Source organism: Streptomyces sp. NPDC107471 (genome assembly GCF_055582845.1).
This window is the reverse complement of record NZ_JBVJPC010000006.1, coordinates 204,066-228,486: the sequence shown is the minus strand read 5'-3', so window position 1 is coordinate 228,486 and position 24,421 is coordinate 204,066. Positions and strand designations below refer to the sequence as shown.

At 71.7% G+C, this 24,421-nt stretch carries 18 protein-coding genes and 1 pseudogene; 3 read left to right on the top strand and 16 right to left on the bottom strand.

The features are described 5' to 3' along the window. Positions 1–61 precede the first annotated feature (61 nt). From ACZ66S_RS22205 to ACZ66S_RS22165, 9 genes are all read right to left on the bottom strand, one after another. Positions 62–1,519: an APC family permease gene (locus ACZ66S_RS22205; protein ID WP_469903235.1), complete on the bottom strand. Its 1,458-nt coding sequence runs from the start codon at positions 1,517–1,519 to the stop codon at positions 62–64. 205 nt (positions 1,520–1,724) lie between these two features. Then, positions 1,725–1,859 carry a hypothetical protein gene (locus ACZ66S_RS22200; protein ID WP_469903234.1) on the bottom strand — a complete coding sequence of 45 codons (135 nt, stop codon included), beginning with the start codon at positions 1,857–1,859 and terminating at the stop codon, positions 1,725–1,727. Positions 1,860–1,936: 77 nt separating this feature from the next. Next, the gene (locus ACZ66S_RS22195; RefSeq protein WP_469903233.1) at positions 1,937–2,605 is read right to left on the bottom strand and encodes a TetR/AcrR family transcriptional regulator; all 669 of its coding nucleotides are present in this window, start codon (positions 2,603–2,605) and stop codon (positions 1,937–1,939) included. 571 nt (positions 2,606–3,176) lie between these two features. Further along, positions 3,177–4,031, bottom strand: a complete 855-nt coding sequence (locus ACZ66S_RS22190) for a fumarylacetoacetate hydrolase family protein (protein WP_469903232.1) — start codon at positions 4,029–4,031, stop codon at positions 3,177–3,179. 3 nt (positions 4,032–4,034) lie between these two features. Further along, the gene (locus tag ACZ66S_RS22185) at positions 4,035–4,979 is read right to left on the bottom strand and encodes a 3,4-dihydroxyphenylacetate 2,3-dioxygenase (protein ID WP_469903231.1); all 945 of its coding nucleotides are present in this window, start codon (positions 4,977–4,979) and stop codon (positions 4,035–4,037) included. Beyond that, the gene (locus ACZ66S_RS22180; protein WP_469903230.1) at positions 4,972–6,435 is read right to left on the bottom strand and encodes an aldehyde dehydrogenase; all 1,464 of its coding nucleotides are present in this window, start codon (positions 6,433–6,435) and stop codon (positions 4,972–4,974) included. Before ACZ66S_RS22180 ends, ACZ66S_RS22185 begins: the two co-directional genes overlap by 8 nt. Positions 6,436–6,469: 34 nt before the next feature. Further along, entirely contained in the window at positions 6,470–7,276 is an 807-nt protein-coding gene (locus ACZ66S_RS22175; protein WP_469903229.1) for an acetoacetate decarboxylase family protein, read from the bottom strand. Positions 7,277–7,287: 11 nt separating this feature from the next. Beyond that, a complete protein-coding gene (locus ACZ66S_RS22170) occupies positions 7,288–8,478 on the bottom strand; it encodes an NAD(P)/FAD-dependent oxidoreductase (protein ID WP_469903228.1) in 1,191 nt (396 codons plus the stop codon). A 1-nt stretch (position 8,479) separates the two neighbouring features. Continuing rightward, on the bottom strand, positions 8,480–8,668 hold the full coding sequence (locus ACZ66S_RS22165; protein WP_266524449.1) for a ferredoxin: 189 nt from the start codon (positions 8,666–8,668) through the stop codon (positions 8,480–8,482). A gap of 259 nt (positions 8,669–8,927) precedes the next feature. Here ACZ66S_RS22165 and ACZ66S_RS22160 point away from each other — a divergent pair, with 259 nt between their 5' ends. Both ACZ66S_RS22160 and ACZ66S_RS22155 read left to right on the top strand, forming a co-directional pair. Further along, entirely contained in the window at positions 8,928–10,283 is a 1,356-nt protein-coding gene (locus ACZ66S_RS22160; protein WP_469903227.1) for a glutamine synthetase family protein, read from the top strand. A 50-nt stretch (positions 10,284–10,333) separates the two neighbouring features. Beyond that, positions 10,334–11,581, top strand: coding sequence for a cytochrome P450 (locus ACZ66S_RS22155; RefSeq protein ID WP_469903486.1), 1,248 nt, complete (start codon positions 10,334–10,336; stop codon positions 11,579–11,581). Between the two features lie 6 nt (positions 11,582–11,587). On the opposite strand, the gene ACZ66S_RS22150 is transcribed toward ACZ66S_RS22155, so the two are convergent. From ACZ66S_RS22150 to ACZ66S_RS22130, 5 genes are all read right to left on the bottom strand, one after another. Further along, complete coding sequence (locus tag ACZ66S_RS22150) at positions 11,588–13,324, bottom strand: amylo-alpha-1,6-glucosidase (protein ID WP_469903226.1); 1,737 nt, start codon at positions 13,322–13,324, stop codon at positions 11,588–11,590. Between the two features lie 62 nt (positions 13,325–13,386). Beyond that, positions 13,387–14,196 carry a carbohydrate ABC transporter permease gene (locus tag ACZ66S_RS22145; RefSeq protein ID WP_469903225.1) on the bottom strand — a complete coding sequence of 270 codons (810 nt, stop codon included), beginning with the start codon at positions 14,194–14,196 and terminating at the stop codon, positions 13,387–13,389. Continuing rightward, positions 14,193–15,149 (bottom strand): carbohydrate ABC transporter permease, encoded by a 957-nt coding sequence (locus ACZ66S_RS22140; protein ID WP_469903224.1) that lies wholly within the window; start codon positions 15,147–15,149, stop codon positions 14,193–14,195. The genes ACZ66S_RS22145 and ACZ66S_RS22140 overlap by 4 nt, the downstream gene beginning before the upstream one ends. A 20-nt stretch (positions 15,150–15,169) precedes the next feature. Beyond that, positions 15,170–16,417, bottom strand: a complete 1,248-nt coding sequence (locus ACZ66S_RS22135; protein ID WP_469903223.1) for a sugar ABC transporter substrate-binding protein — start codon at positions 16,415–16,417, stop codon at positions 15,170–15,172. Positions 16,418–16,624: 207 nt separating this feature from the next. Beyond that, on the bottom strand, positions 16,625–17,644 hold the full coding sequence (locus tag ACZ66S_RS22130; protein ID WP_469903222.1) for a LacI family DNA-binding transcriptional regulator: 1,020 nt from the start codon (positions 17,642–17,644) through the stop codon (positions 16,625–16,627). Positions 17,645–18,217: 573 nt separating this feature from the next. On the opposite strand from ACZ66S_RS22130, the gene ACZ66S_RS22125 reads away from it, so the two are divergent. After that, positions 18,218–21,817: a LamG-like jellyroll fold domain-containing protein gene (locus ACZ66S_RS22125; RefSeq protein ID WP_469903485.1), complete on the top strand. Its 3,600-nt coding sequence runs from the start codon at positions 18,218–18,220 to the stop codon at positions 21,815–21,817. Between the two features lie 52 nt (positions 21,818–21,869). Here the strand turns inward: ACZ66S_RS22125 and ACZ66S_RS22120 are convergent. After that, positions 21,870–22,079 (bottom strand): annotated as a pseudogene (locus ACZ66S_RS22120) (RICIN domain-containing protein); the annotation flags it as partial. A 131-nt stretch (positions 22,080–22,210) separates the two neighbouring features. Continuing rightward, complete coding sequence (locus ACZ66S_RS22115; RefSeq protein ID WP_469903221.1) at positions 22,211–24,316, bottom strand: alpha-galactosidase; 2,106 nt, start codon at positions 24,314–24,316, stop codon at positions 22,211–22,213. Positions 24,317–24,421: the final 105 nt, after the last annotated feature.

The window sequence follows — 24,421 nt, the reverse complement described above, 5'->3', positions numbered from 1 at the left end:
GCGGCCCGAGCGCCGCGGGTGCGGCCCGGCGGGGAGGTCCGGGCCGCACCTCACCGCGGGGTCAGCCGGCGGCCGCCGCCCCGCTCCTGGTGACCCGCGCGACCACCAGGCCGACGACCAGGACCGCGGGGACGGCGAGCTGGAGCCATATCGCGGTGGTGCGGTCGCCGCCGATGAGCGTGGTGAAGTTCTCGACGATGAGCCAGATGGCCCCGGCGATGCCGAGCGCGCCCAGGACCGGGGCGATCACCGTGTTCCAGGGGCGGTTGTCCACGCCCGACCGACGGAAGAAGACGATGACCGAGACCGAGGTCAGGAAGTACAGCAGCATGATCGCCAGCACCGCCACGCCACTGAACCAGGAGAACAGGGTCAGCACCGGGTCCTTGCCCAGGAGGGCGAAGGGCATCACCAGCAGCACCGACAGCACGGTCTGCACGATGCCGGCCGTCCAGGGCGAGTGCCGGCGGTTGAGGGCGGTCAGGGCATGCGGCAGGAGCCGTTCGCGGCCGAGGGAGAACAGGTAGCGGTTGGCCGAGTTGTGGAAGGCCAGGATGCCGGCGAACAGGGAGGTGGCCAGCAGGATCGGCAGGACGTCGTCGACCCAGCCGCCGAACTGCGCGGCGATCGGCGCGAACACGAAGCCGGCTGCGTCCCCGCTCTCCAGGGCCTTGCCCGCCTCGGCCGTGACGTGGGACGCGCCGTGCGCGGAGATCAGCATCCACGAGGTGAAGGCGAAGAAGCCGGTGACCACCGCGACGGACAGGTAGGTGGCCCGGGGGACGGTCCTGCGCGGTTCGCGGGCCTCCTCGCCGTAGATGGCGGTGGCCTCGAAGCCGAACATCGACGCGACGGCGAACATGAGCGCGACACCCGGGGCGCCCTGGAGCGCGGCCGAGGGCGAGAAGCTGTCGGTGAACCCGAGGCCCTCGGGACCGCCGCCTTTGAAGAGGGTGACGAGGGCGAAGACGATCAGGATGCTGAACTCCGCCAGCACGAACACGGTGAGGATCCGGGCCCCCATCTCGATGCCGGAGGCGCCGAGTACCTGCACGATCACCATGGTGACCAGGGTCCAGACCCACCACGCCGCATGGGTGCCGGTGTAGTGCTCGACCAGGGAGCTCACCGTGGCGCCGTACAGCCCGTACATGGCCGCCTGGATGGCGCAGTAGGCGAAGAGGGCCACACCGGCGCTGCCGGAGCCGGTCGGGCGGCCGAGCCCCTTGCCGATGTAGGTGTAGAAGGCGCCCGCGTCCACCACGTGGCGGCCCATGGCGACGAAGCCGACCGAGAACAGCAGGACCACGGCGCCCGCCACGAGGTACGCGGCGGGGGTGCCGGCCCCGTTGCCGATGCCGACCGCGATGGGGACGGCACCGGCGATGCCGGTCAGCGGGGCCTGGGCGGAAAGGACGAAGAACAGGATGCCCAGGACGCCGAGCGAGTTGGGCTTGAGCCTGCCTGCCGTGGAGGGATCGGAAGCGGTCTCCGTGCTGACCGCTGTCTGACTGTCCACTCGAATCACCTGCCGGGAGCGGGGAGGGGCGGGAAATTGTTTCGAGCCAAACGAGTTGCCTCATGGTGGGTCGGAACTATCCGTTTGGCAAGGGGTTCGGCGCGGTTTCCCGTCAGGTGGCCGGATTTTCCCGCGGGGCCGCGAGCGGCTCGGTCCCCGGTCCGCCGGTGCGGGTCAGGCCGGCCGGATCGGCAGGTGGGTGACGCTACGGAGGAACTCGGTGTGCGCGCGTGGGCCTGCCCGCGAGGTCGATCGTGCGGAACCGGGCCACCAGCGCGGCCAGGACCACGGCCGCCTCCGCACGGGCGAGGATCTGCCCCGCGCAGCCGTGCTGTTCCACCCGAACCGAACGTGTTGCGGTCGCGGTGGGCGGGCCCGATCAGCAGGACGAGCATCGCGCCGGCGGGCACGGCCGTGTCAGGTGTGGGGGTCGCGTCCGTCGTCGCCGTCGGGCGTGGCGTCGGGGGCGTCGTGGGCGTTTCGGTTGCCGTCGGCGTCGAGCAGCCTGAGCAGGGAGCGGAGTTCGTCGATCGCGGCGTCGGTGACGTCGGGCTCGCCGAGGACGAGCTGGTGCAGGACGAGGCCGTCCAGGGCCGCGAAGACCAGCCTGGCCAGCGCCCTGTCGGTGCCCGCGGGGAGCATGCGGTTCAGCTCGCGGCGGGTGGCGTCGAAGTACTCGTCGTACAGGGCGCGGATCTGCGGCAGCAGCTCCGGCCTGCGGCGGGATTCGAGCAACAGCTCGTACTGGAACGCCTGCTTGTCGGGATCCGCCGTGACCATCTCGGACACGCCCGAGGAGAAGTCCTCGACCTTGCCGGTGCCGGGTTCGAGGGCACTGGTGTCGAGCGAGGTGCGGATGGTGTGGGCGAGCGTCTCCTCGATCAGGGCGTCACGCGAGCCGAAGTGGTGGACCACCAGCCCGTGGGTGACGCCCGCCTCCTCCGCGACCGCGCGGTAGGTGAGCCTGCGCAGTCCGCCCCGGGCCACCACCCGCACCGCCGCGTTCAGCAGGGCCTCGCGCCCCTCCCCGTAGTGCACTCGCTTGCGCGGCCGTCGGCTCTCGGGGGCGTCCGCGGAATCGGTCATGTCGGCGACCCTACCTGGCCAGAACGCTGGGACGAGCCCTCGGCAGCCCACCACGACGGGCGAACACGCCGGTGCGGACAGCGGAATTCGGGGGCGCCGAGGAAGGGGTGGACGGACCGGGGATCTATGGGCGTCTGCGGTCACGGCGACGCCTGCGCAGGTGCCTGCGGCCGGCCTGACGTGTCGGGGGCGTTGCTCGGATTGCGGGCCGACCGACGCCCCCTGTGCCGGTAGTCCGGTCTTCGATCGCCGGGCGGGGTGGCAGACGAACACGGCCCGCCCCGCGACGGCCTCGCCTGTCCCGCCGGTGCCATGCCTGTCCCGCCGGTCCGATGCCAGACCCATGCCGGCGGCCGGGGCGAAGGCCGTCGCGGTCCAGGAGCGTGACGGCCTTCCGGTAACCGACGTCGGTCAGCACACCTCGTCCGACCTGGCCGGCCCACCTCACGGCCGGCCCCCTGACCGTCAGTGCCAAGCCGACCGGGGATCCCCCGGAACTCCGAGCCGCCGACGCGACCGTAGGTCGACACACCAGCGGGGAGGTCCCGCTCGCGACCCCCCGTCCTCCCCGTCAGCGGCGAGGCGGCCTGATCCCGCGGAACTCCCAGTCGCCGCCGAGGGCCGTGGAGAGGACCTCCTCGGACTCCGTGGGCTGGGCGCCGACGTCGGTGCGGATCGGGGTCGGGCCGGTCACGATGTGGTTGGTGAGGCGGCCCAGTCCCTCCACCTCCACCTCGACGACGTCACCGGGCCGGACGGGGCGGGAGTTGGCGGGTGTGCCCGACAGGAGGACGTCGCCGGGGTACAGCGTGATGGTGCGGGCGATGTCGGCGACGAGGTAGTGCATGTCCCACTTCATCTCGTCAGTCGAACCTTCCTGCACGACCTCGCTGTTGACGTACGTCCGCAGGCTCTTGCCGTGGAAGTCCCAGTCGGTGACCAGGCCGGGGCCGAGCGGGCACAGGGTGTCGGAGCCCTTCACGCGGAGCATGGACCCCGCGTCGGTGTCGCGGAAGTCGTGCAGGCCGTAGTCGTTGGCGACGGTGTAGCCGGCGATGAACTCCCCCGCCTCGGCCGGGGAGATGTTCCGCGCGGTCCTCCCGATGACGATGGCCACCTCGCCCTCGTAGTTGAGCCACTTGCAGCCGTCGGGGCGGACGACCGCGCCCTTGTGGGAGTTGAGGGAGGAGGTCGGCTTGTGGAAGTAGGTGGGGGTGTCCGGCAGGTCGATGCGGAACTCGTCCACGCGGCTGCGGTGGTTGAGGTGGACGGCGATCACCTTGGACGGCACCACCGGCGGCAGGTGCAGGGCCTCGTCGGTCTTGACGCGGCGGCCGTCCCCGGCGACCAGTTCGTCGCCGTCGACGGTGACCTGGACGGCGGCGCCGTCGAGGAGGATACGCCGGTACTCGGAGAACGCGGCCATGACTCAGACCTCCTGGGGACGGCTGTGCGGGGTGCGCTGGTGCGGGGCCCGGGAGTGGCCGGCGCCGGTCCAGCCGTCGGCGGGCCGGTCGAACCACAGATGGACCTGGCCGGTGCCGACGGAGTTCTCGTACTCGCCGTACTGACGGGCCCGGGCGGTGCAGGCCTGTTCGCCGAGGGCGCCGGCCATCATCAGGTAGTGGAAGAACTTCGCCTCGGGCTTGACCTTCCAGAACGCGTCCATGGTGTCGAGGACCTTGTCGTGGCGGCCCTCCTTGAACCAGGCGATGCGCTCGTGGTCCGCCTCGCGGGCCTCGGGGGTGCGGATGTGCACGGGGTCGCTGGCCTCGTGGTCGCGCAGTTCGCGCAACGGCCAGAAGGTGTGCGAGAGGGCACCGGACGCGATCAGCAGGACCCGGCGGCCGGGGGTGGCGGCGATGCCGTCCGCCAGCGCCCGTCCGAGGCGCAGGTGGTCCTCCATGTCGCCGGTCTGGCAGACCCCGATGGTCACCCACCGCTTGTCGGGCAGCCCCTCGCCCAGGAACTTCCAGAGGTTGATGGTGGCGTAGTAGATCGGCAGGTATTCGTCCTCGATCGCGGTGATCCAGGTGCCGTGCTTGTCCGCGAACTTCTCGATGTTGAGGGCGAGTTCGGGGTCGCCCGGAAAGTCGTACGGCATCCTGCACATGCCGCGCGGCAGCTCCTCCGAGGTGAACAGGCCGGCCCGGCGCCGCTGGGCGGTGACCACGAACTCGACGGTGGTCGCCCAGTGGGAGTCGAGGACGACGACGGTGTCGTAGTCGTCGCGCTCGAACACCTCCCGGCGCAGCTCGTGGAGGCCGGTGACGAGGGTGATCTCCTTGCCCTCGTTCAGTTCCAGCCGCTCCTCCTGCGGGAGCACGATGGTGGGGACGTGGGCCAGCAGGCCCGCCCCGACGATCTCACCCATGGTTCTGCCATCCGTTCGGCGCGGTGACGGTGTTCTTCAGGTCGCAGTAGAAGTCGAAGCTCCAGGTGCCGCCCTCGCGGCCGACCCCGGAGTGGCGGGAGCCGCCGAAGGGGGCCTGGAGGTCGCGGACGAAGAAGCAGTTGATCCAGACGGTGCCGGCGACGAGCCGGGCGCCGACGCGTTCGGCGCGCTCCCGGTCACCGGTGGCCACGGTGGCGGCGAGCCCGAAGCGGGTGTCGTTGGCGAGCCGGACCGCCTCGTCCTCGTCGGTGAAGGTCTGGAGGGTCAGGACGGGCCCGAAGACCTCCTCCTGGACGATCTCGGAGTCCTGGTCCACGTCGGCGAGGAGGGTCGGCGCGTAGTACTGGCCGTTCCCGGGATGGCCGCCGATGACGGCGCGGGCGCCGGCCGCCAGGGCCCGCTGGACGAACCCGTCGATCTTCTCCAGTTGGCGGGGGTGGATGTTGGGGCCGATGTCGGTGGCCTCGTCGCGGGGGTCGCCCTGCCGCAGCCGGGTTGCCTTGTCGACAAATCGTCGGGTGAACTCCTCGGCGACCGTCTCCTCCACGAGGATGCGGGTGGCCGCCAGGCACACCTGCCCGGCGTTGTCGTACTGCTCCACCGCGAGGTCGACGGCGAGGTCCAGGTCGGCGTCGGCGAACACCAACAGGGGTGACTTGCCGCCGAGTTCGAGGCTGAGCGGGGTGAGGTTGGCGGCGGCCGAGGCACTGATCCGGCGGGCCGTGGGCACGGACCCGGTGAAGCTGACGCGGCGCACGTCCGGGTGCGAGGTCAGCGCGTCGCCGATCTCGGCGCCGAGTCCCTGGACGACGTTCAGGACGCCCGCGGGCAGCCCGGCCTCGGCGGCGATGTCGGCGAGGAGGGAGGCGGTGAGCGGGGACCACTCGGCGGGCTTGAGGACCACCGTGTTGCCGGCGGCGAGCGCCGGGGCGACCTTCCAGGTGGCCAGCATCAGCGGCGCGTTCCACGGTGTGATCAGCACGCAGGGGCCCGCCGGGTCCCAGGAGACGTGGTTGGTGTGGCCGCGGGTCTCGAAGTCGTCGTGGTCCAGCGTCAGCAGCCAGTCCGCGAAGAAACGGAAGTTGTGCGCCACGCGCGGCATGACGCCCCGTCGGTGCGAGCGCAGCAGTGCTCCGTTGTCGGTGGTCTCGACGACGGCGAGCTCCTCGATCCGCTTCTCGACGCCGTCGGCGACGGCGTGCAGGATGCGGGCCCGCTCGGCGCGCGGGGTGGCGGCCCAGGCGGGGAAGGCGGCCTTGGCGGCGGCGACGGCCGCGGCCGCTTCGGCGGGTCCGCCGCGGGCGATCTCACCGAGGACGGCGCCGTCGATCGGCGAGGTGTCGGTGAAGGTGTCGGCGGAGGCGACGCGTTCGCCGCCGATCCAGTGCCGGGTGTCGACGGCGACCCCGGCCACCGTGAGGGTGTGTTCGGTCATGTCCGGTCTCCAAGTGCTGCGTGGTGTGCGGGAGTTACTCGGCTCCGGAGGTTCCGGACTCCAGGAGTCGGCCGCCGTCCCAGACGACGCCGACCTGGCGGTAGTACGCGGCGATCGGTTCGCGGATCTCCAGTCGGGCCAGCTCCTCCGTCGGCGCCTCGAACAGCTCCAACTCCGCGTCTCCGACCCAGGATTGACCGCCCTCGAAGGAAGCCGCCCCGGACGCGACCAGTTCGTCCAGCGCCAGGCCCTTGCCCTTCTCGATCGACGGCAGCCAGCGGTGGTGGGCCATGGCGTGCCCGTTGACGAACCCGTTGGTCGCGGACGGCTCCCGCAGGGTCACCACGGTCTGGGCGAGCCGGCGGTCCGCGGCGGCGAGCGTCGCCCCGAAGCGTGCTCCCGCCCCGATCCGCGGAGCGGGCCCGTAGGGGTGCGGGCGGGTCTGGTGGATCGACCCGAGCTTCTTCGGGTAGCCCTGGTGCAGCCCTCGCGCGATCGCGAAGTCCTTGTCGACCCAGATGTACACGCACCGGGAGTAGGTCTCGCCCCGGTACGTGCAGCGGACGACCGCGAAGGCCTCCTTGTACTGGGCCAGCACCGGGTCGAGCAGTTCCTCGCCGGAGGCCGAGCAGGACTGCCAGTCGGCCCAGATCAGGGCGACGGCACCGGGGTCCTCGTCCGCCAACTCCAGCGGCTCGGGCAGCAGTTCCCGCACCCGGGCGGGATCCGTGCGGTACTCGACGGTGAGCAGGTCGCCGGAGTAGCGCCATGGCGGAGCGGGGATCAGCGACGAGGCACCGCTCGCCGTCTTGGGGTGGAAGTAGCCACGGACAGCAGACATGACGGGGTTCCTTACGCGGTGAGGGCGGGCTGCTTCAGCAGTTCGGCGCGGTAGCGGGCGGCACCGGTCGCGACGGCGGGTCCGCCGAGCGCGACGACGCCGACGAGCCGGCCGCCGGCGTGGTAGCCGACCAGGACGTCACCCTCGGGGTCGCCGTCCAGGATCCGTACGTCGTCCTTGCCGAGCGCGGGTGCGCCGAAGGACTGCAGCCGGAACTCGTGCTGGTCGCTCCAGAAGGTGGGCAGCGGCGCGAAGGGGGCCGACTCGGCGCCGACGAGGGTCCTGGCGGCGTGCTTGGCGGTGTCGGTGGGGATCGACCAGTGCTCGACGCGGCGGGGTACGCCGTCGTAGCGGGCGTTGGGGAAGCGGGCGACGTCACCGACCGCGACGACGTCGGGGCGGCCGCCGACCCTGAGCCGTTCGTCGGTGAGGACACCGTCGGTGAGGTCGAGTCCGTTGCCGTCCAGCCACTCGGTGTTGGCGACCGATCCGACGGACTCGACGACGACGTCGGCGTCCAGGACCGTCCCGTCGGACAGGACGACCCCGGTGACGCGGTCCTCGCCGGCGAAGCCGGAGACACCGGTGCCCAGCACGAACCGCACTCCCCGTTCCTCGTGCCTCTTGAGGAGCGCGCGCGCCAGCAGTTCCCCGAGAGGACCGACCATGGGCAGGGGCAGCGGGTCGACGACCGTCACCTCGCTCACCCCGAGCGCCACGGCCGTCGCGGCGACCTCGCAGCCGATGAACCCGGCGCCGACGACGACCACGCGAGCGCCCGGCCGGGTCAGCTCGTCCCGCAGGCCCTGGGCGTCGTCGATCGTGCGGACCGTGTGCCGGCCGGCCGCCGGGCCCGGGCAGCGCAGTCGGCGGGGCCGCATGCCGGTGGCGACGACGAGACCGTCGTACGGCAGGACCGAGCCGTCGTCGAGCGAGACGGTGCGTGCGTCGAGCCGGGCGGCGACGATCCTGGTGCCCAGCCTCCACTCCACGTCGGCCGCGGCGGCTTTGGGGGTGAAGGCGAGGGAGGCGAAGGGCGCTTTGCCGGCGAGGACCTCCTTGGACAGCGGAGGCCGGTTGTACGGCATGTGCGGTTCGTCGCCGACGACGGTGATCCGGCCGCCGTAGCCGGCGGCGCGCAGTTGCTCGGCCGCGCGCAGGCCGCCCATGGAGGCGCCCGCCACGACGATGCCGGCGCCCACGTCAGTCCTCGATCCGGATCGCCTGGAGCGGGCACACGTCCGCGGCTTCCTCGACCTCGTCGCGCAGGGCGTCGTCCGGGTCGGGGACGTACAGCAGACGGCCGTCCTCGTCCATCGAGAAGACGTCGGGGGCCGCGAAGACGCACTGGCCGTGGTCCTGGCACTTGTTCATGTCGACGACGACCTTCATGGCCGGTCCTCCTGAGGGAGCGGGAGCGAAGGGGCGAAGTGGGGCCCGGCCTGCTCGGCCGGGCCCCGGCCAAAGGGGTGTGCGGAGACACCCCCAACTCGTTTGGCTTCAAACAAGGTAGGCAGACTCCCCACCCTGGTCAATACCTATCCAGGTGGATAAATTATTTGGGTCGCCCTCTTGCGGGCGGACGACCTCCTCCATAACGTTCGGGTTCAAACGACACCCGAGGCTGCTCCAGCCGCCCAAGGAGGCATCGGTGAGCGCTCACGACACTCCAGACATCCGCCGGCACGTCGAGCGGCTCACCGCCGACGGCATCGACGTGGTCCGGGTGATCTATCCCGACCTCATCGGCACGGACCGGGCCCGCGACGTCCTGGTGGATCACCTGCCCGCGGCCTGCGAGCACGGCCTGGCGTTCTGCAAGGCCGTCTACCACACCACCCCGCAGGGGAACGTGGTCCCGGTCGCGGGCGGACTGGACGCCGGACTGCCGGACGTGTGCGTACGGCCCGACCTGTCGACCCTGTCCGCGCTGCCCTGGGAACCGGGCGTCGCCACCTGTCTGGGCGAAGTCACCGACCCGGCGACGTCGGGTCCGGCCGCCGAGTCGCCGCGCGACCTGCTGCGGACCGTGCTGGCCCGGTGCACGGCCCAGGGGCTGCGGCCCGTGGTGGGCCCCGAACTGGAGTACTTCCTGCTGGAGCCCGCCGGCGGGACCCCCACCGGCTGGCGCCGCGCCCCCGAGGTGTCCGGTGCCGTCTACACCGCGGGGCTGCGCGCCGACCCCGGCAACCACCTGCTGCGCACCCTGCGGCTCCTCCGGGACCTCGGCCTCGGCGTGGTCACCGGGAACCACGAGTTCGACGGCGGCCAGTACGAGATCAACCTGACCCACTCCGAGGCCCTGGACGCCGCCGACCGGGCCTTCCGCTTCAAGGCCGCCGTGAAGGAACTGGCCCGCAAGGAGGGCAACCTCGCCACCTTCATGGCCAAACCCTTCGGCGACGCGGGCGGCTCCGGCTTCCACCTCCACCTGTCCTGTCAGGACGAGGAGGGGGACAACGCCTTCGACGACCCGGCCGGGTCCTACGGCCTGTCGGCGACCGCCCGGCACGCCGTCGCCGGAATCCTGGCCCACGCCCCCGCGCTCGCCGCCCTCGCCAACCCGACGGTCAACTCGTACAAGCGCTTCGGGCCCGACACCCTCGCCCCCTGGCTGATCGACTGGGGCCTCGACAACCGCAGCGCCATGGTGCGCGTCCCGCCGGAGCGCGGTTCCGGGGCCCGGCTGGAGCTGCGGCTCGGGGACGCGAGCGCCAACCCCTACCTGATCGTCGCCGGCACCGTCGCCGCCGCCCTGCTCGGCGTCCAGGCCGGCGAGGAGCCGCCCGCGCCGCTGGAGGGCTACGGCTACGACACCGCCCGGTCCGCCCTCCTGCCCATGGACCTGCCCGCCGCGCTCGACGCCCTGGAGGCCGACACCGCGCTGGGCGACCTGCTCGGCAAGGACTTCACCACCTCTTACCTGACCTACAAGCGCAACGAGGTCGAACGCTTCCAACGGCACGTCACCGACTGGGAGTTCACCGAGTACGCCTACCACCTGTGACGACTGGGAGCCACCACGTGACCACTGTTGTTCCGGCCGCCGTCGAGCCCATGCCGCTCGCGGACGTCGATCTCGCCGACCTCGACAACTTCACCGACGGGACCACCCCCTGGCGGATGTTCCACACCCTGCGCCACGAGGACCCGGTGCACTGGCAGCCCGAGGAGGCGCCCAACTCCGGTTTCTGGGCAGTCACCCGGCACGCCGACATCGCCCGCGTGGACCGCGACGCGGAGACCTTCACCTCCACCAGGTTCGTGAACCTGGAGGAGGTCGACGAGGACCAGATCAAGAAACGCGCCTCGATCCTGGAGCTGGACGGTGTCCGCCACCGCGCCCTGCGCAGCGTGATCCAGCGCCAGTTCGGCGCGGGGGTCATCAACAGCTACACCGACTTCCTGCGCGGTCTGACCGCGAAGACCCTGGACGCGGCCCTCGCCAAGGGCACCTTCGACTTCGTCAGGGAGGTCTCGGCGGACTTCCCCATCAACGTCCTGGCCCGCCTCCTCGACGTACCCCCGGAGGACAACCAGCAGCTCATCGACTGGGGCAACCGCATCATCGGCAACACCGACCCCGACTACGCGGACGTCCTGCTGCACAGCGCGGAGAGCGAGCAGTACCGCGATCTGCCCTTCCGCTCCCCCGCCTCCCTCGAAGTCTTCGAGTACGGACGGGAGTTGGCGAGGAAGCGACGCGGCGGCGAGGGCACCGACCTGGTGTCCAAGCTGGTCAACACCACCCCGCGCGACGGCGTCCCGCTCTCCGCGCAGGACTTCGACAACTACTTCCTGCTGCTGGTGGTGGCCGGCAACGAGACCACCCGCCACACCATCACCCACTCCATGCTGGCCCTCCTCCAGCACCCCGAGCAGCTCGCCAGGCTGCGGGACGACCCCTCGCTGATCCCCACGGCGGTCGAGGAGTTCCTGCGCTGGGCCTCCCCGGTCTACCACTTCCGGCGCACCGCGACCCGGGACGTCGAACTCGGCGGCAAGCAGGTCCGGGAGGGCGACAAGGTCGTCATGTGGTACGCCTCCGGCAACCGCGACGAGGAGGTCTTCGGCAACCCGTACGACTTCGACGTGGCCCGGCAGCACAACGACCACGTCACCTTCGGCAAGGGCAGCCCGCACCTGTGCCTGGGCAACCTCCTCGCCCGCACCGAGATCCGGATCATGTTCGAGGAGCTGATCCCGCGTCTCGCCGACATCCGCCTGGTGGGCGAAGTCCCCCGAGTGCGCTCGAACTTCGTCAACGGCATCAAGCAACTGCCGGTCGAGGTCACCCTGGCCTGAGAGGTCTCACCCGCCGGTGCGCTCCGCGTGGGCCTCGGCGAGGAGGAGGTACGCGGCGGCCGTCCAGGTGTAGGCCCGGTCGCGCAGGCCGGTCCCGGTCAGGGCGTCGAAGTTCTCCGCGAAGCCGTGCTGCTCGCACAGGGCACGGAAGCGGGCGCTGATCTCGTCCGCCAGCCGGAGGTGCCCGCCCCGGCGCAGTCCGTCCTCGACGAGGACCGTGGCGGGGGCCCAGATCGGGCCGCGCCAGTAGCCGTCGGAGCGGTAGTGCGGCGAGGTGGGCAGCTCGGTGGCCAGGCCGTACGGGGTCAGATGGGCCTCGATCCGGCTCGCCAGGACGGCGCCGATGTCGTCCGGCAGGTGCTCGCCCAGCACGATCGGCATCAGGTCGAGGAGGCTGGAGGTGCCCCAGGTGTCGCCGCTGTCGACACCTCGGGCGACGAACCGGTCGCCCGTCCAGAGCTGGTCGAGCATCGCCCGCTGCGTCTCCTCGGCGGCCCGCGTCCACCGCCCGGCGTCCTCCGGCCGCTCCAAGTGCGCGGCCAGAGCGGCCAGTTCACGCAGTTGGAGGGTGAGGAAGGCGGCCAGGTCCGCGGTGACGACCACGCGTTCGGGGTCGAAGGTGGTGGCGTTGTCCCAGCCGCTGTCGTTGCCGTGCTGGTAGTGCGGCAGGGCGGCGCCCGGAGCGCGTCGGGCGTCGAGCCAGAACCGCGTCCAGCGCTCCAGCCTGTCGTACGTCGCGGTCAGCTCCGCCCGGTCCGGGGGGCTGGGCAGCCGGCGGCGCAGGTGGCCGAGCGTCCAGCCGTGGACGGGTGGTTTGACGAAGTTGCGCAGCACCTCGGAGTGGGTCACCGAGTCGGGCAGCGCCCCGCTGTCGTCCTGGTGGTCGAAGGGCAACTGGAACTGGTCCCAGGCCAGTTCGGGCCGGCCGGGGGCCAGGGCGAGGGCGTTGAAGCAGTGGTCCCAGCTCCAGACCTTGTCCATCCAGTGCTTGGACATCAGGACGCCGGGCCGGGTGACCAGACCGGCCGGGCGTACCGTCGCCGACCACAGGACGTAGGCGGCGAGTTCGGCGGCCGGGGTGCCGGACGAGCGCCAGGGGGCCACGGTGTCGGCGAAGTCCGCGAAGGAGTTCCGCGCCGCCTCGACGACCTTCCCGAAGGCCGCCGTCGGAGCGTAGGCAGGGCGGGCGGTGTCCAGTTCCTCGACCGCGATCTCCCATCCGCCCTCCGCGTCCGCGGCGACGGTGACACCGCGGTCGGCACTGCCCAGGGCCTGGTTGCCGGACACGTCGGTCAGCGTGCCGGACAGCAGGGTGACCCGGTAGCGGCGCCCGGTCTCGTAGGAGGTGAACACATGGGCGTCGGCGGCCGGTTCGCGGTAGAAGTACGTGCCGCTGAACGGGGTCAGCGTCCGCGCCGCCGCCGAGATCCGCAGCGGCACGCCCGCACCGCGCAGCCGTACGGTGTCCGGTGTCTCGTAGGCGCATTCCACCCGCCCGGCCGGGCCGGTCCAGGTCAGCAGGGCCGGGGTGGCCTCGACCCGGGTCTCGGCCCGCTCGCCCGTCGCGGGGTCGAGGGGGGCCAGACGCAGGACGGCGTGCATGCCGTTCTGGTGCGAGACGAGGTGGAGGTCCTCGGAGCGCGTCCTCTCCGCGAGCACCGGGGAGATGCCGAACCAGGAGCCGTGCGTGCTGAACGGGATGTCGTGGACGGAGAAGGCCGGGCCGGGGCGGTCGGCGGTCATGGCGGGGCACTCGTTTCTCGAGCAGGGATCGTCGGTGGTCGGGCGGGGTGGCGCCGCGGGGTTCAGTCCTTGACCGCGCCCGCGGTGACGCCCGCGGTGACGTAGCGCTGGGCGAGGACGAGGATGACCGCGGCCGGCAGGGAGGCGACGACGGCCGTGGCCATGATGGCGTTCCACTGCTGGTTGTTGTTGCCGATGTAGTGGTAGATGCCGAGGGTGATCGGCTCGTGGGCGCCGCCGTTGACGAGGGTGCCGGCCAGGACGAAGTCGGACCAGGACCACAGGAACGCGAACAGCGACACGGTGACCACGGAGTTGCGGCTCATCGGCAGCACGACCGACCAGAAGGTGCGCAGCGGTCGTGCCCCGTCCACCTGTGCGGCCTGGAGGAGTTCGCCGGGGATGCCGGACATGAACGCGGTGAAGACGAGCACCGCGAAGGGCACGGCCAGGGTGGAGTCGGCGACGATCAGCCCGGGCACCGACTGGAGCAGGCCGAGTTGCAGGTAGATGGCGTAGAAGCCCATCGCCATGATGATGCCGGGGATCATCTGGGCGGCCAGCAGCACGAAGCTCAGGACTCCGCCGCCGCGCGGGCGCAGTTTGGCCAGCGCGTATCCGGCCGGGGCGGCCAGGGCCACGGTCAGGGCGACGGTGCCGAGGCCGATGACGAGGCTGGTGCCGAGGTAGGGCAACTGCTGGTCGAGGACGGCTCGGTAGCCCTCCAGGGTGGCGTGGGCGGGGAACAGGTCGGGTGGACTTTTGCGCATGTCCTGGTCGCGGGTGAGGGACACGTTGAGCATCCAGTACACCGGGAAGAGCATGATCCCGGTCAGCAGCAGACCGAGGGCGGTCTTCAGACCTCTTCTCATGACAGTGCCTGCTTCCGCTGGACCCGTACGTACACCAGGCCGAAGACCAGGGCGGCGAGCACGAGCAGGTTGCCGACGGCGGCGCCGGGGCCGAACGCGGGCAGCAGGTTGCCGAAGCCGAGCTGGTAGGACCAGGTGGCGAAGGTGGTGGAGGAGTCGGCCGGGCCGCCCTTGGTCATGATCCAGATGATGTCGAAGACCTTGAGGGTGTAGACGAGGCCCAGCAGGAGGGTGATGGCGGAGACCGGGCGCAGCAGCGGGAACGTGATGCTCCAGAACCGCCGCCAGGGGCCCGCTCCGTCGAGGGCGGCCGCCTCGTAGAGGCCGGCGGGGATGGACTGGAGACCGCTGTGCAGCACGACGAGGTTGAAGGGCACACCGATCCAGATGTTCGCGATGATCACCGAGGTCAGCGACCAGGACGGTGAGGTCAGCCAGTTCACCGGGTCGACGCCGACGGCGTGCAGGACGGCGTTGACGATGCCGGAGTCGCTGTTCAGCATCCACGACCAGGTGGACGCCGACACGATCAGCGGCAGCAGCCACGGCACCAGGAACAGGGCCCGCAGGGTGGCGGAGAGCCGGAAGTTCTGGTGGAAGAAGACCGCGAGGGCCAGACCGATCGCGTACTGGAAGACCAGGCACACGGCGGTGAACACCGCGGTGTGGAGCAGGGCCGGTGCGAACGTGGGGTCGTCGAGGACCGTGCGGTAGTTCGCCAGGCCCGTGAACGGGGCGTCGCCGTGCACGAAGGAGCGCACGGTGTAGTGGCGCAGGCTCAGGTCGATGTTGCGGTACAGCGGATAGGCGTAGAACAGGGCGAGGTAGAGGGTCACCGGGGTGAGGAACGCCCAGGCGGCCCTCCCCCGGGTGGAGGCCGGATGGCGCCGCGCCTCGGGGGCGGCGCTCTCGGAGTCCGTCCGCGGGCGCGGTACTTGTGTCGTCCGGCTCATCAACCGGCCTCGGGACGCGGTCACTTGACGGCTGACTGCGCGTCGGCCAGCGCGTCCTTCGGGGACGTGGAGCCACTGAGTGCGGACTGGACGGCCTTCCACATCTGCTCCGAGATCCTGGGGTACTGGGTGCCGAGGTCGTCGCTGGTGCGGCCCTTGGCCGTCCGGACCGCGGCGACCCAGGGCTTCAGCCCGGCGTCGGCCGCCACCTGCTTGTCCTGGACCTCGGTGGTGGGCGCCACGTAGGACAGGGTGGTGTCGGTGTCGTACAGGTTCTGGGTGCTGGTCAGGCAGGTCGCCAGCTTCTGGGCGGTGGCGTAGCGGCCGGTGTCGTCCTGGACCGGGAGGGTGACGAACTCTCCGCCGGTCGGGGCGGCCGCGTTGCCGCCGGAGGCGCCGGGTATCGGGAGCACGCCGTACGCGAAACCGGCCTTCCTGGCGTTGGCGAGCTGCCAGGTGCCGTTCTCCGCGAAGGCGTAGTCGCCGGTGGCGAACTCCTGCCAGCTCGTCGTCTGGGTGTTGTTGAGGACCGAGTTGGGGGCGTATCCGCCCTTGACCCAGTCCTTCCACAGGGTGAGCGCCGACTCGGCCTGGGCGGAGTCGAGCCGGGTCAGTTGCGCGCCCGCGCCCCAGAACCACGGCAGGAACTGGAAGCTGCCCTCCTCGGTGCCGATCGCGGAGAAGGTGATGCCCTTCTTGCCGGCCTTCTTGACCTTCTCCAGCGCCGCCGTCAGGGACGCCCAGTCCGTCACGGAGGCGATGTCGACGCCGGCGTCCGCCAGGACCTTCTTGTTGTAGTAGAGGGCGAGCGTGTTGGCGCCGATCGGGGTGCCGTACGTCTTGCCGCCCGACTGGCCGGCCGCGAGGAGGTTGGGGTCGACCTTGGAGGTGTCCAGCTTGTTGTCGTCGGTCGTGGTCAGGACGCCCGCCTCGGCCAGGGTGGAGACCACCGGGTTGTCGACGACGAGGAGGTCCGGGGAGTTGCCCTGCTGTGCCGCCAGCAGGGCCTTGTTGGTCAGGTCGCTGGTGTCGTAGCCGGTCCGCTTGACCTTCACACCCGCCGCGCTGCCGCACTTGTCCAGCAGCTTCGTCCAGGCGGAGCCCTCGGCGAACTGCGGGTAGGGGTCCCAGACGGTGTACGTGCCGCTGTCGGCGCCCTCGGTGCCGCTGCTGCCGGAGCCGGAGCCGCAGGCGGTGACGCCGGTGGCGACGGCCAGGGAGATCAGGACGGCGGCGGTCGGACGGTGTCGTCCGGAGAAGCTGTTCATGGCGGTTCCTTCGGTTCGAGGCATGCGGGTGCCACGGCGGTGGGTCGCGCGGGGAGGAGGGCACCGCGGACGACGCCGCCTGAAGTCCCGGGCGCGCAGCGGTGTGAGGGGTGCCGGTATGAGGAGTGGCGGTGTGACGAGTTGCCGGTGTGCGAAGGGGTGGTGTGACGAGTGCCGGTGCGAGGAGTGCTCCGGGAGGGGGACTGCTCAGGTCTGCGGTGTGCCCGCGGGCCCGGTGCTGGCCCGCAGCGAGATCGGTGGGGTGAGGAGGTGCTGGCGGGGCGGCGCGTCCGGTTGGTCCAGCCGCTCCACGAGCAGGTCGACGGCGAGCCGGCCCATCTCGGCCGCCGGTACGTCCGCCGCGGTGAGCTGCGGGGTCACCGTCTCCGCCCAGCGGTTGGCGACGACCCCGGTGACGGAGAAGTCGCGCGGCACATGGCGGCCCGCCTGGGCGAGCCCCCGGTACAGGCCGCCCAGCGCGGCCTCGTTCAGGGTGACCAGGGCCGTGGTGGCCGGGTCGTCGTGCAGGATCCGTTCCACGCAGGCCTGGCCCGCGGCGGCGTCGTCCCCGCAGCAGTAGGTGCGGACGGTCAGCCCGCGTTCGGCCGCGGCCTTGGTGAAGCCGTCAAGACCGCGGTGCGCCGACTCGTATCCGGTCCGCAGGAGTTGTTCGGGCCGGTTGACGAAGGCGACCCGGCGGTGGCCGAGGTCGGCGAGGTGGTGCACACAGGCCGCCGCCAGCGCGGTGTGGTCCAGGGCTACGTACCAGCCGTCCTCCGGGTGGGCGGTGCGGCCGATGGCGACCGACGGGAAGCCGAGCGCGGCCAGGTGATCGGCCCGGTCGTCCTCCAGCCGGATCTCCATCAGGATCGCGCCGTCGACCCGCCGCTCCCCTAGCAGCCGCTGGAAGGAGCGGTCGCTGTCGACACCGCTGGGTGACAGCAGCACGTCGTAGTCGTGGGCCGCCGCGGCCTCCACCACGCTGCCGATGAAGTCGAGCTGCATGCCGGTGTAGTGGTTCCCGGCGGGCGGGAAGACCAGGCCGATGGTGCTGGTGCGGCCGTTGGCCAGGGCGCGGGCACTGGCGCTGGGCCGGTATCCCAGTTCGTCGACGATCCGCTGGATCTTCCGGCGGGTGTCCTCCGACACGGGGCGCTTGCCGCTCAGCGCGTAGGACACGGTGCTGCGCGAGACACCGGCCCGCCGGGCGATCTCACCGATGTTCACGGCGACTCCTTGGGACGGGCGACCGGCTGTCGAACCGGTTCGCGTGGAAGTGAACGTAGGAACTGCCCGGGTGCCTGTCAATACCCGTGCCGGATTCCCTGGCAGGGCCCGGGGGGCGTCGAGATCGCCGTGCCGAGGGGATTGCTGGCCGCAAGTCCCGGTGCTAGCTTCGCCGAACCGGTTCGGCGCGGCCGCCCATGACGGGATGCCCGCGCATGCCGTCGCAGAGCCGCCCCACCCGCCTCTCCCCCGCACGCGTCTCCTGCCCTTTCCCCCGCCTGGATCGAATCGGTTCGACGGCGACCGAGTCGAGCCGACCCGGATCCAGGCCGCCACCGCCACCCCCACCGCAGCCGCCACCCCCACCGCAGCCGCAGCCGCAGCCGCAGCCGCAGCACCAGCCACAACCACATCAGCACCGCCGCCGTCACCGCATCCATCCGCAACCGCCACCGCGATCGCATCCCCATCCCCATCCCCATCCCCATCCGCATCCCCATCCGCACCGCGACGATTGAGGACGTATCCATGTCATCCGCTGACAGATCCACGCGCCGCCGGGCGCCGGCCGCCATGGCGCTGGCCCTCGGCGCGGGCCTGCTGGCCGCGCCCGCCGTGTCCGCGCACGCGGCGGAGGCGCCCGGGCCCGCCGCCCGCTACACCTTCGACCAGGACGACCTCGCCTCCGGGACGATCACCGACAGCTCGGGCAACGGCCTGACGGCGAGTCTGGTGAACGGCGCGACGGCCCAGTCCGTGGCCGGCCCGGACGGCGGCAGGGCGCTGTCCCTGCCCGGCGGGGCGCCCACCTCCGACGGTGCCTACGTCCGGCTGCCCCGCGAGGTGGTCGGCGACGCGAGCGACCTGACCGTCTCCGCCCGGGTGAAGTGGAGCGGCGACACGTCGTCCTGGCAACGGATCTTCGACCTGGGCACGGACACCACGAAGTACCTGTTCAGCACGCCGTACAACGGCAGCGGGCTGTTCCAGACCTCCGTGACCACCGGCGGTGGCGGTGCCGAGGCCCAGGTCCGCGGCTACGCGGCGCTGACCGCGGACGCCTGGCGCACGGTGACCGTCACCCTCGACTCCTCCGCCGGCCGGCTCACCACCTACCTCGACGGCGTGGCCGTCTCCTCCACCGCGACCGCCGTCAAGGCCAAGGACCTGCTGAGCGGGTCGACGACCGCGGCCGGTTACATAGGCAAGTCCTTCTACCCGGACCCGCTGCTCAAGGGGGCCGTCGACGACTTCGCCGTGTGGCACTCCGCGCTCACCGCCGAGCAGGTGGCCGGCCTGGTCGGGACCGTGCCGACGCTCCAGGACCTCTCGAAGACCTCGTTCGACGTCCGTACGACCGACGGGACCGCCCCGGCCCTGCCGGCCGCCGTCCGCTCCACCTTCTCCGACGGCTACGACCGCGACGCGTCCATCGTCTGGGACGCCGTACCGCCCGAGAAGTACGCCCGGCCCGGGACCTTCACGGTGGCGGGCACGGCGGCCGGACGCGCCGTGAAGGCGAGTGTCACCGTGGTCCGCGAGGGGCAGCTCACCGTCGATCTCGGCTCGGACACCGGCGCCTTCCACGGCGGCGCCTCCGGCACCCTCTACGGCGTGTACGGACCGGACGTGCCCACCAACAACCTCATCGAGGGCATGGGGCTGCGCACGGTCTCCACCAAGGCCCAGGACGGTCCGCAGCACCCCGGGGCCGACGCGCTGGACGTGGTGAAGCCGCTCGCCGACTCCACCGACGGCGACGTGTACATCTACATGACCGACATCCACCGCGGCTTCCCCTACGAGTGGCCGGGCGACACCCCCGCCGAGAAGCTCCGGCTCTACGAGGAGAAGATCGCCAAGCAGGTCGACCAGGTCCTGAAGCTGCCGGAGCAGTACCAGGACAACGTCGTCTTCGTGCCGTTCAACGAGCCCGAGGGCAACATGTTCGGCACCGGTCAGTGGAGCTACGACAAGGTGAGCTGGCTCAGCGACCCGGACGACTACTTCGCCGCCTGGGACTCCGCCTACCGGCTCATCAAGGGCAGGATGCCGAACGCGCGGATCGCCGGCCCCAACACCAGCGTCCTGTACGACCAGGTGAAGGGCTTCCTCACCCACGCCCTGGCCGCGGGCACCCTCCCGGACGTCATCACCTGGCACGAGCTGAGCCACCCGGAGGCGGTGCGCGCGAGCGTCGCCAAGTACCGGGCGTGGGAGAAGGACCTCTTCGCGGGGACCTCGCGCGAGGGCACCCGGCTGCCCGTCAACATCAACGAGTACGCCTTCAACTACCACACCTCCGTGCCCGGCCAGATGATCCAGTGGGTCTCCGCGATCGAGGAGTCCAAGGTGGACGCCGACATCGCCTACTGGAACATCGACGGCAACCTCTCCGACTCCGCGGTGCAGTCCAACCGCGGCAACGGCCAGTGGTGGCTGCTGAACGCGTACGCCTCCATGAGCGGGCACACCGTGACGGTGAACCCGCCGTTCCCCGGCCAGAACTACACGATGCAGGGCGTGGCCACGCTGGACGAGACGAAGAAGCAGGCCCGGCTGCTCTTCGGCGGCTCCACCGGCAAGGGGCACATCACCTTCTCCGGCGTCCGGAAGAAGCTCTTCGGCACGAACGTGCACGCCTGGGTGCGGGAGATCGAGTGGAGCGGCCAGGTCGGCGACAACTCCGGCCCGAAGCTGCTCACCGAGAAGAACCTGAAGGTCGGCGAGGACGGCTCGGTCACCGTCGACTTCGGTGACGGCACGCTGCCGAGGCTGAAGGAGTCCTCGGCGTACGAGATCGTCCTCAGCCCGGCCGGGAAGGCGACGAACACGCAGTCCCCGCCGGTCCGTTGGCAGGGTTCCTACGAGGCCGAGGACGCCGCGCACACCGGGTCCGGCTACTCGAAGAACGGCCCGGAGGGCTCCACCTCCGACGTGTCGAAGTTCTACACCTCCGGCGGCTACGACGTGGGCGGGCTGCGCACCGGCTCGGACGTCACGCTCGACTTCACCGTGGACGTGCCCGAGGACGGCACCTACGACCTGAGCGTCTTCGCCAACTCCCTCAACACCTACGACAAGGTGAAGGAGCAGGGCCCCACCGACGTCTTCCTGCGGGTGGACGGACAGGCCGACAGCGAGCAGCGGTTGTACCTCCCGCTCGGCTACAAGTGGGTGGTGTGGGACCACACCGACACCCAGGTGAAGCTCACCAAGGGCAGCCACACCCTGACGCTCGCCGCGAAGAGCCTCGATGGCAAGAGCGTGACGAAGGGTGACGCCATCGTCGACCGCCTCACCCTCTCCCTGCCGAACGCCTCGGCCGGCACGCGGGTCTACGAGGGCGAGCTGGCCTGGCCGGGCGGCGGGGCACGTCCCGTGTACGACGTGCCGGGCTCGGGTTCGGGCGCGGTCCGGCTCGCCAAGGGCCAGACGGCGACGTTCTGGGTGTACTCCCCCGCCGACCGGGAGGCGACCCTCGACGTCGACACCCTCGGCGGCACCGGCGCCCGGCTCGCCGTCAACGGACACGACGTCCTGCGCCTGGCGAAGAAGCGGAGCAGCGTCGCCGTCTCCCTGTCCGGCGGCGTCAACAAGGTGACGGTGACGGGCGGTTCGTCCGTCACCCTCGTCGACCGCCTCACGGTCACGCCGAGCGAGGGCGCCCTGAAGACCCGTACGTACGAGGCCCAGGACGCCGTGCTCGCGGGCTCGGCCACGCTCACCCCGCTCTCCCTGGCCACCGACGGCACGGCGATCACGGGCATCGGCGGCGACCCGGGCAACGGCAACACGGCCACCTTCACCGTCACGGCCGACCGGGCCGGTCTGTACGCGCTGCGCGTCCGCTACTCCAACCCGGAGCAGTCGGAGGCCACCCACTACAACCCGGACCCGCTGGCCCGCCACGCCGACGTCACCGTGAACGGCGGGGAGACGCGCCGGGTCGGCTTCCCGCACAGCTTCCACCAGAACAACTTCTGGGAGCTGACCGTCCCGGTCACCCTGAAGAAGGGACAGAACACGATCGGCTTCCGCTCCGAGGAGCTGCCGAACTTCGACGGCACGACCTACGCCTCGGACACCTTCCCCGGGGTGCTGCTCCGCTCCCGGTACGCGCCGCTGATCGACCGGATCGCCGTGGCGCCGTACGCGCGGGAGGTGCGGTGAGCTGAGCGGTGCCGGCGGCGCCCCCGGGCGCCGCCGGTACCCGGTCCGAGGGTCAGCCGGCCGCGACGAGCCGCCAGTCCTGCGAGCCGTCGGCGACGGCGTTCTGGAGCGTCAGCGGCGCCCCGGCGGACGCTCCGGTCAGAGACAGGCTCGTGTTCCCGACCGCCTGGAACCGGTAGTGGCCGTCGGCCGTCCTGACCAGGTTCCAGCTTCCCGTCGGACTGTTGTCGACCCACTGCCCGATGCGCTGCCCGACGGTGGCCTTCGAAGGTGACCGCGGTGGTGCTCGGTCGTCCGCGGTGACGAGCACGCAGGACCCGCCGGGCCGGGCGCGCTCACCCGGGAGGGCGCCGCCGACCGGAAGGAAGGCCGCGAGTAGGTGGGGTCAGACGCTCACGAGGTCGCACGCAGACCGAGGAGTACGGCCGTGTCGGGACGCGGCAGACCAACGGTCAGCTCTCCCCCGGCCGGGTCCCACTCCGCCGTGGCGTCGGCCGTCGTGGGCTGGAGCACCTCAGGGCACAGGTCGACGCCCCGCAGGTGGGGAAGGGTGAGCGTGCGGCCCGCCGGGGCGCCGGGCCGCTCGCGCCGCCACACCGCGAGGTACGTCGCGTCGCGCCCCCGCAGACCGTGGGCGATCCAGGCGTCCTCCCAGCCCGGCAGGCCCAACGGCCAGAAGGGGCGGGCGTCGGCGATCCCGGGCCGGATGTCCTTGTAGACGCGGATCGCCGAGCGGACGAGGTCGAACTGCCCGTCGTCCATGCGGTCGAGGAAGCCGGAGAGGTGGACCCGGCCCAGCAGCGCGCCGGTGAGGGTGAAGGCGATCCGGTCGGCGGTGTCGTCGGGCTGGGGGTAGGCCCACACGGCGGCCTGCTCGGGGGTGACGGCGGTGGCGGCGGCCGCGGCGATGGGCGGACAGCGCAACGGGTCCTGCTGGTCGCTGGTGGACTGGAGCTGGGCGACGGAGAGTTGGGCGTAGTCCATGCGCAGCCCGCCGGAGCCGCAGTTCTCCAGGACCAGGCCGGGGTGCCGGTCGAGGAGGCCGGACATCCAGTCGAGGTGGGCGCGGTGGTGGCCGAGCAGTCCGGCGCCGGGGCTCTCCGTGCCGTTCTCCGTGCCGGGTCCGCTGTTGATGTTGTAGTCGAGCTTGAGGTACCCGACCCCCCAGTCGCCGACCAGCCGGTCCACCACCGCGTCGAGGTGGGCCCGGGCGGCGGGGTGGCGCAGGTCCAGGTGGTGGCGTCCGTGTTCCGTCACGCGCAGCCCCCCGCGCCGGAAGAACGCCTCGGGCGGCAGGGTACGGGCCAACGGGCTGCGCACGCCCACGACTTCGGGCTCCAGCCACAGCCCCGGGACCATGCCGTGGTCCCGGATCGCGTCCAGCACCTCCTGGATGCCGCCGGGGAAGCGGCCCCGGGCGGGCTCCCACGCCCCGACGGCGTCCCACCAGCCCTGCGCGTCGTCGTCGTACCAGCCCGCGTCGACGACGAAGACCTCGGCGCCCGCCCTCGCCGCCGCCGCGATCAGCGGGAGCAGCTTGTCGGTGGTCGGGTCGCCCATGAGGGTGTTCATGTAGTCGTTGTAGATCACCGGCAGGGCGCGGTGGTCGGGGTGGGCGCGGCGGAACCGCCTGCGGTGGTCGGTGAGTTCACCGAAGGCGGTGTCGAGGCCGCCGGCCCCGCCGCGGACGAGGACCGCGGGCACGGTGACGAACTCCTCGCCGGGCGCGAGGGTGTGCCACCACTGGTGGTGGGCGTCGTCGGGGCCGAACAGGGCGGCGTAGGCGGCGCCTTCGCGTTCGCCGGTCTCGAAGCGCCAGCCCGCGCTGGACTCGATCTGCCACAGCCAGGTCCGCCCGGAGGGGTCGGTGAGCGCCCCGATCGGCAGGTGGCGGCCGGTGGACCAGCTCCCCTGCGAGTGGCGCCCGAAGCAGCCCCGTCCCTCGTGGCCGTGCGCGAGCCGGCTGAGCGGGGGGATGTGCTCCCGGAAGGGAGCCTCGCGCCAACGGCATTCGGCGAGCCAGTCGTTGTCCGCCCAGTGCAGGGTCAGCCCGTCGACGCCGCCGTCCGGGTCGGTGATGCCGCCGAGGGTCAGCGTGCTCACGCTCTCCAGCCGCAGCGGGGCCCGGCCCTCGTTGACCAGGCGCACCCGCGAGCGCAGCGCAGCGGCGTCCGCCACCGTCTCCAGGAGCACCTCGGCCACCAGCCCCGTCCGCGGGTCCGCCAGGCGGATCGTGGTGCGCGCACGGTCTCCGTCGCGGACCGTCCCGTGGTCGCGGTAGGCCAGACGGTCGCCGATCGCCGTCTCGACGAAGCGCTCGCCCGACCACAGGCGTCCGTGCCCGGTGGCGGTGATCTCGACCAGCGGTACGAGGGCGGCCCAGTCCTGGCCGGGCGCCCCCAGCCGGACCGATCCGCCGGCTCCCAGGAGGGCGTGCAGCCCGAGCCCCGGATGCGACCAGAGACGTGTCTCCGCGGGCGGGTGGGCGGCTGCGGTCAACGCGGTTCCCCTTCCGGGACGGATGGTGTGCCGGAAGGGCACGGGGCGGCCTTTCGCGATCCTCACACGCCGGTGACCGGTCGTACAAGCGCCCCCTTCTCCGCT

Coding starts and splice junctions, on each gene's coding strand:
- ACZ66S_RS22195 (WP_469903233.1), bottom strand. CDS start 2,605: ATGACCGATTCCGCGGACGCCCCCGAGAGCCGACGGCCGCGCAAGCGA.
- ACZ66S_RS22190 (WP_469903232.1), bottom strand. CDS start 4,031: ATGGCCGCGTTCTCCGAGTACCGGCGTATCCTCCTCGACGGCGCCGCC.
- ACZ66S_RS22185 (WP_469903231.1), bottom strand. CDS start 4,979: ATGGGTGAGATCGTCGGGGCGGGCCTGCTGGCCCACGTCCCCACCATC.
- ACZ66S_RS22180 (WP_469903230.1), bottom strand. CDS start 6,435: ATGACCGAACACACCCTCACGGTGGCCGGGGTCGCCGTCGACACCCGG.
- ACZ66S_RS22175 (WP_469903229.1), bottom strand. CDS start 7,276: ATGTCTGCTGTCCGTGGCTACTTCCACCCCAAGACGGCGAGCGGTGCC.
- ACZ66S_RS22165 (WP_266524449.1), bottom strand. CDS start 8,668: ATGAAGGTCGTCGTCGACATGAACAAGTGCCAGGACCACGGCCAGTGC.
- ACZ66S_RS22155 (WP_469903486.1), top strand. CDS start 10,334: ATGCCGCTCGCGGACGTCGATCTCGCCGACCTCGACAACTTCACCGAC.
- ACZ66S_RS22150 (WP_469903226.1), bottom strand. CDS start 13,324: ATGACCGCCGACCGCCCCGGCCCGGCCTTCTCCGTCCACGACATCCCG.
- ACZ66S_RS22145 (WP_469903225.1), bottom strand. CDS start 14,196: ATGAGAAGAGGTCTGAAGACCGCCCTCGGTCTGCTGCTGACCGGGATC.
- ACZ66S_RS22140 (WP_469903224.1), bottom strand. CDS start 15,149: ATGAGCCGGACGACACAAGTACCGCGCCCGCGGACGGACTCCGAGAGC.
- ACZ66S_RS22135 (WP_469903223.1), bottom strand. CDS start 16,417: ATGAACAGCTTCTCCGGACGACACCGTCCGACCGCCGCCGTCCTGATC.
- ACZ66S_RS22125 (WP_469903485.1), top strand. CDS start 18,218: ATGGCGCTGGCCCTCGGCGCGGGCCTGCTGGCCGCGCCCGCCGTGTCC.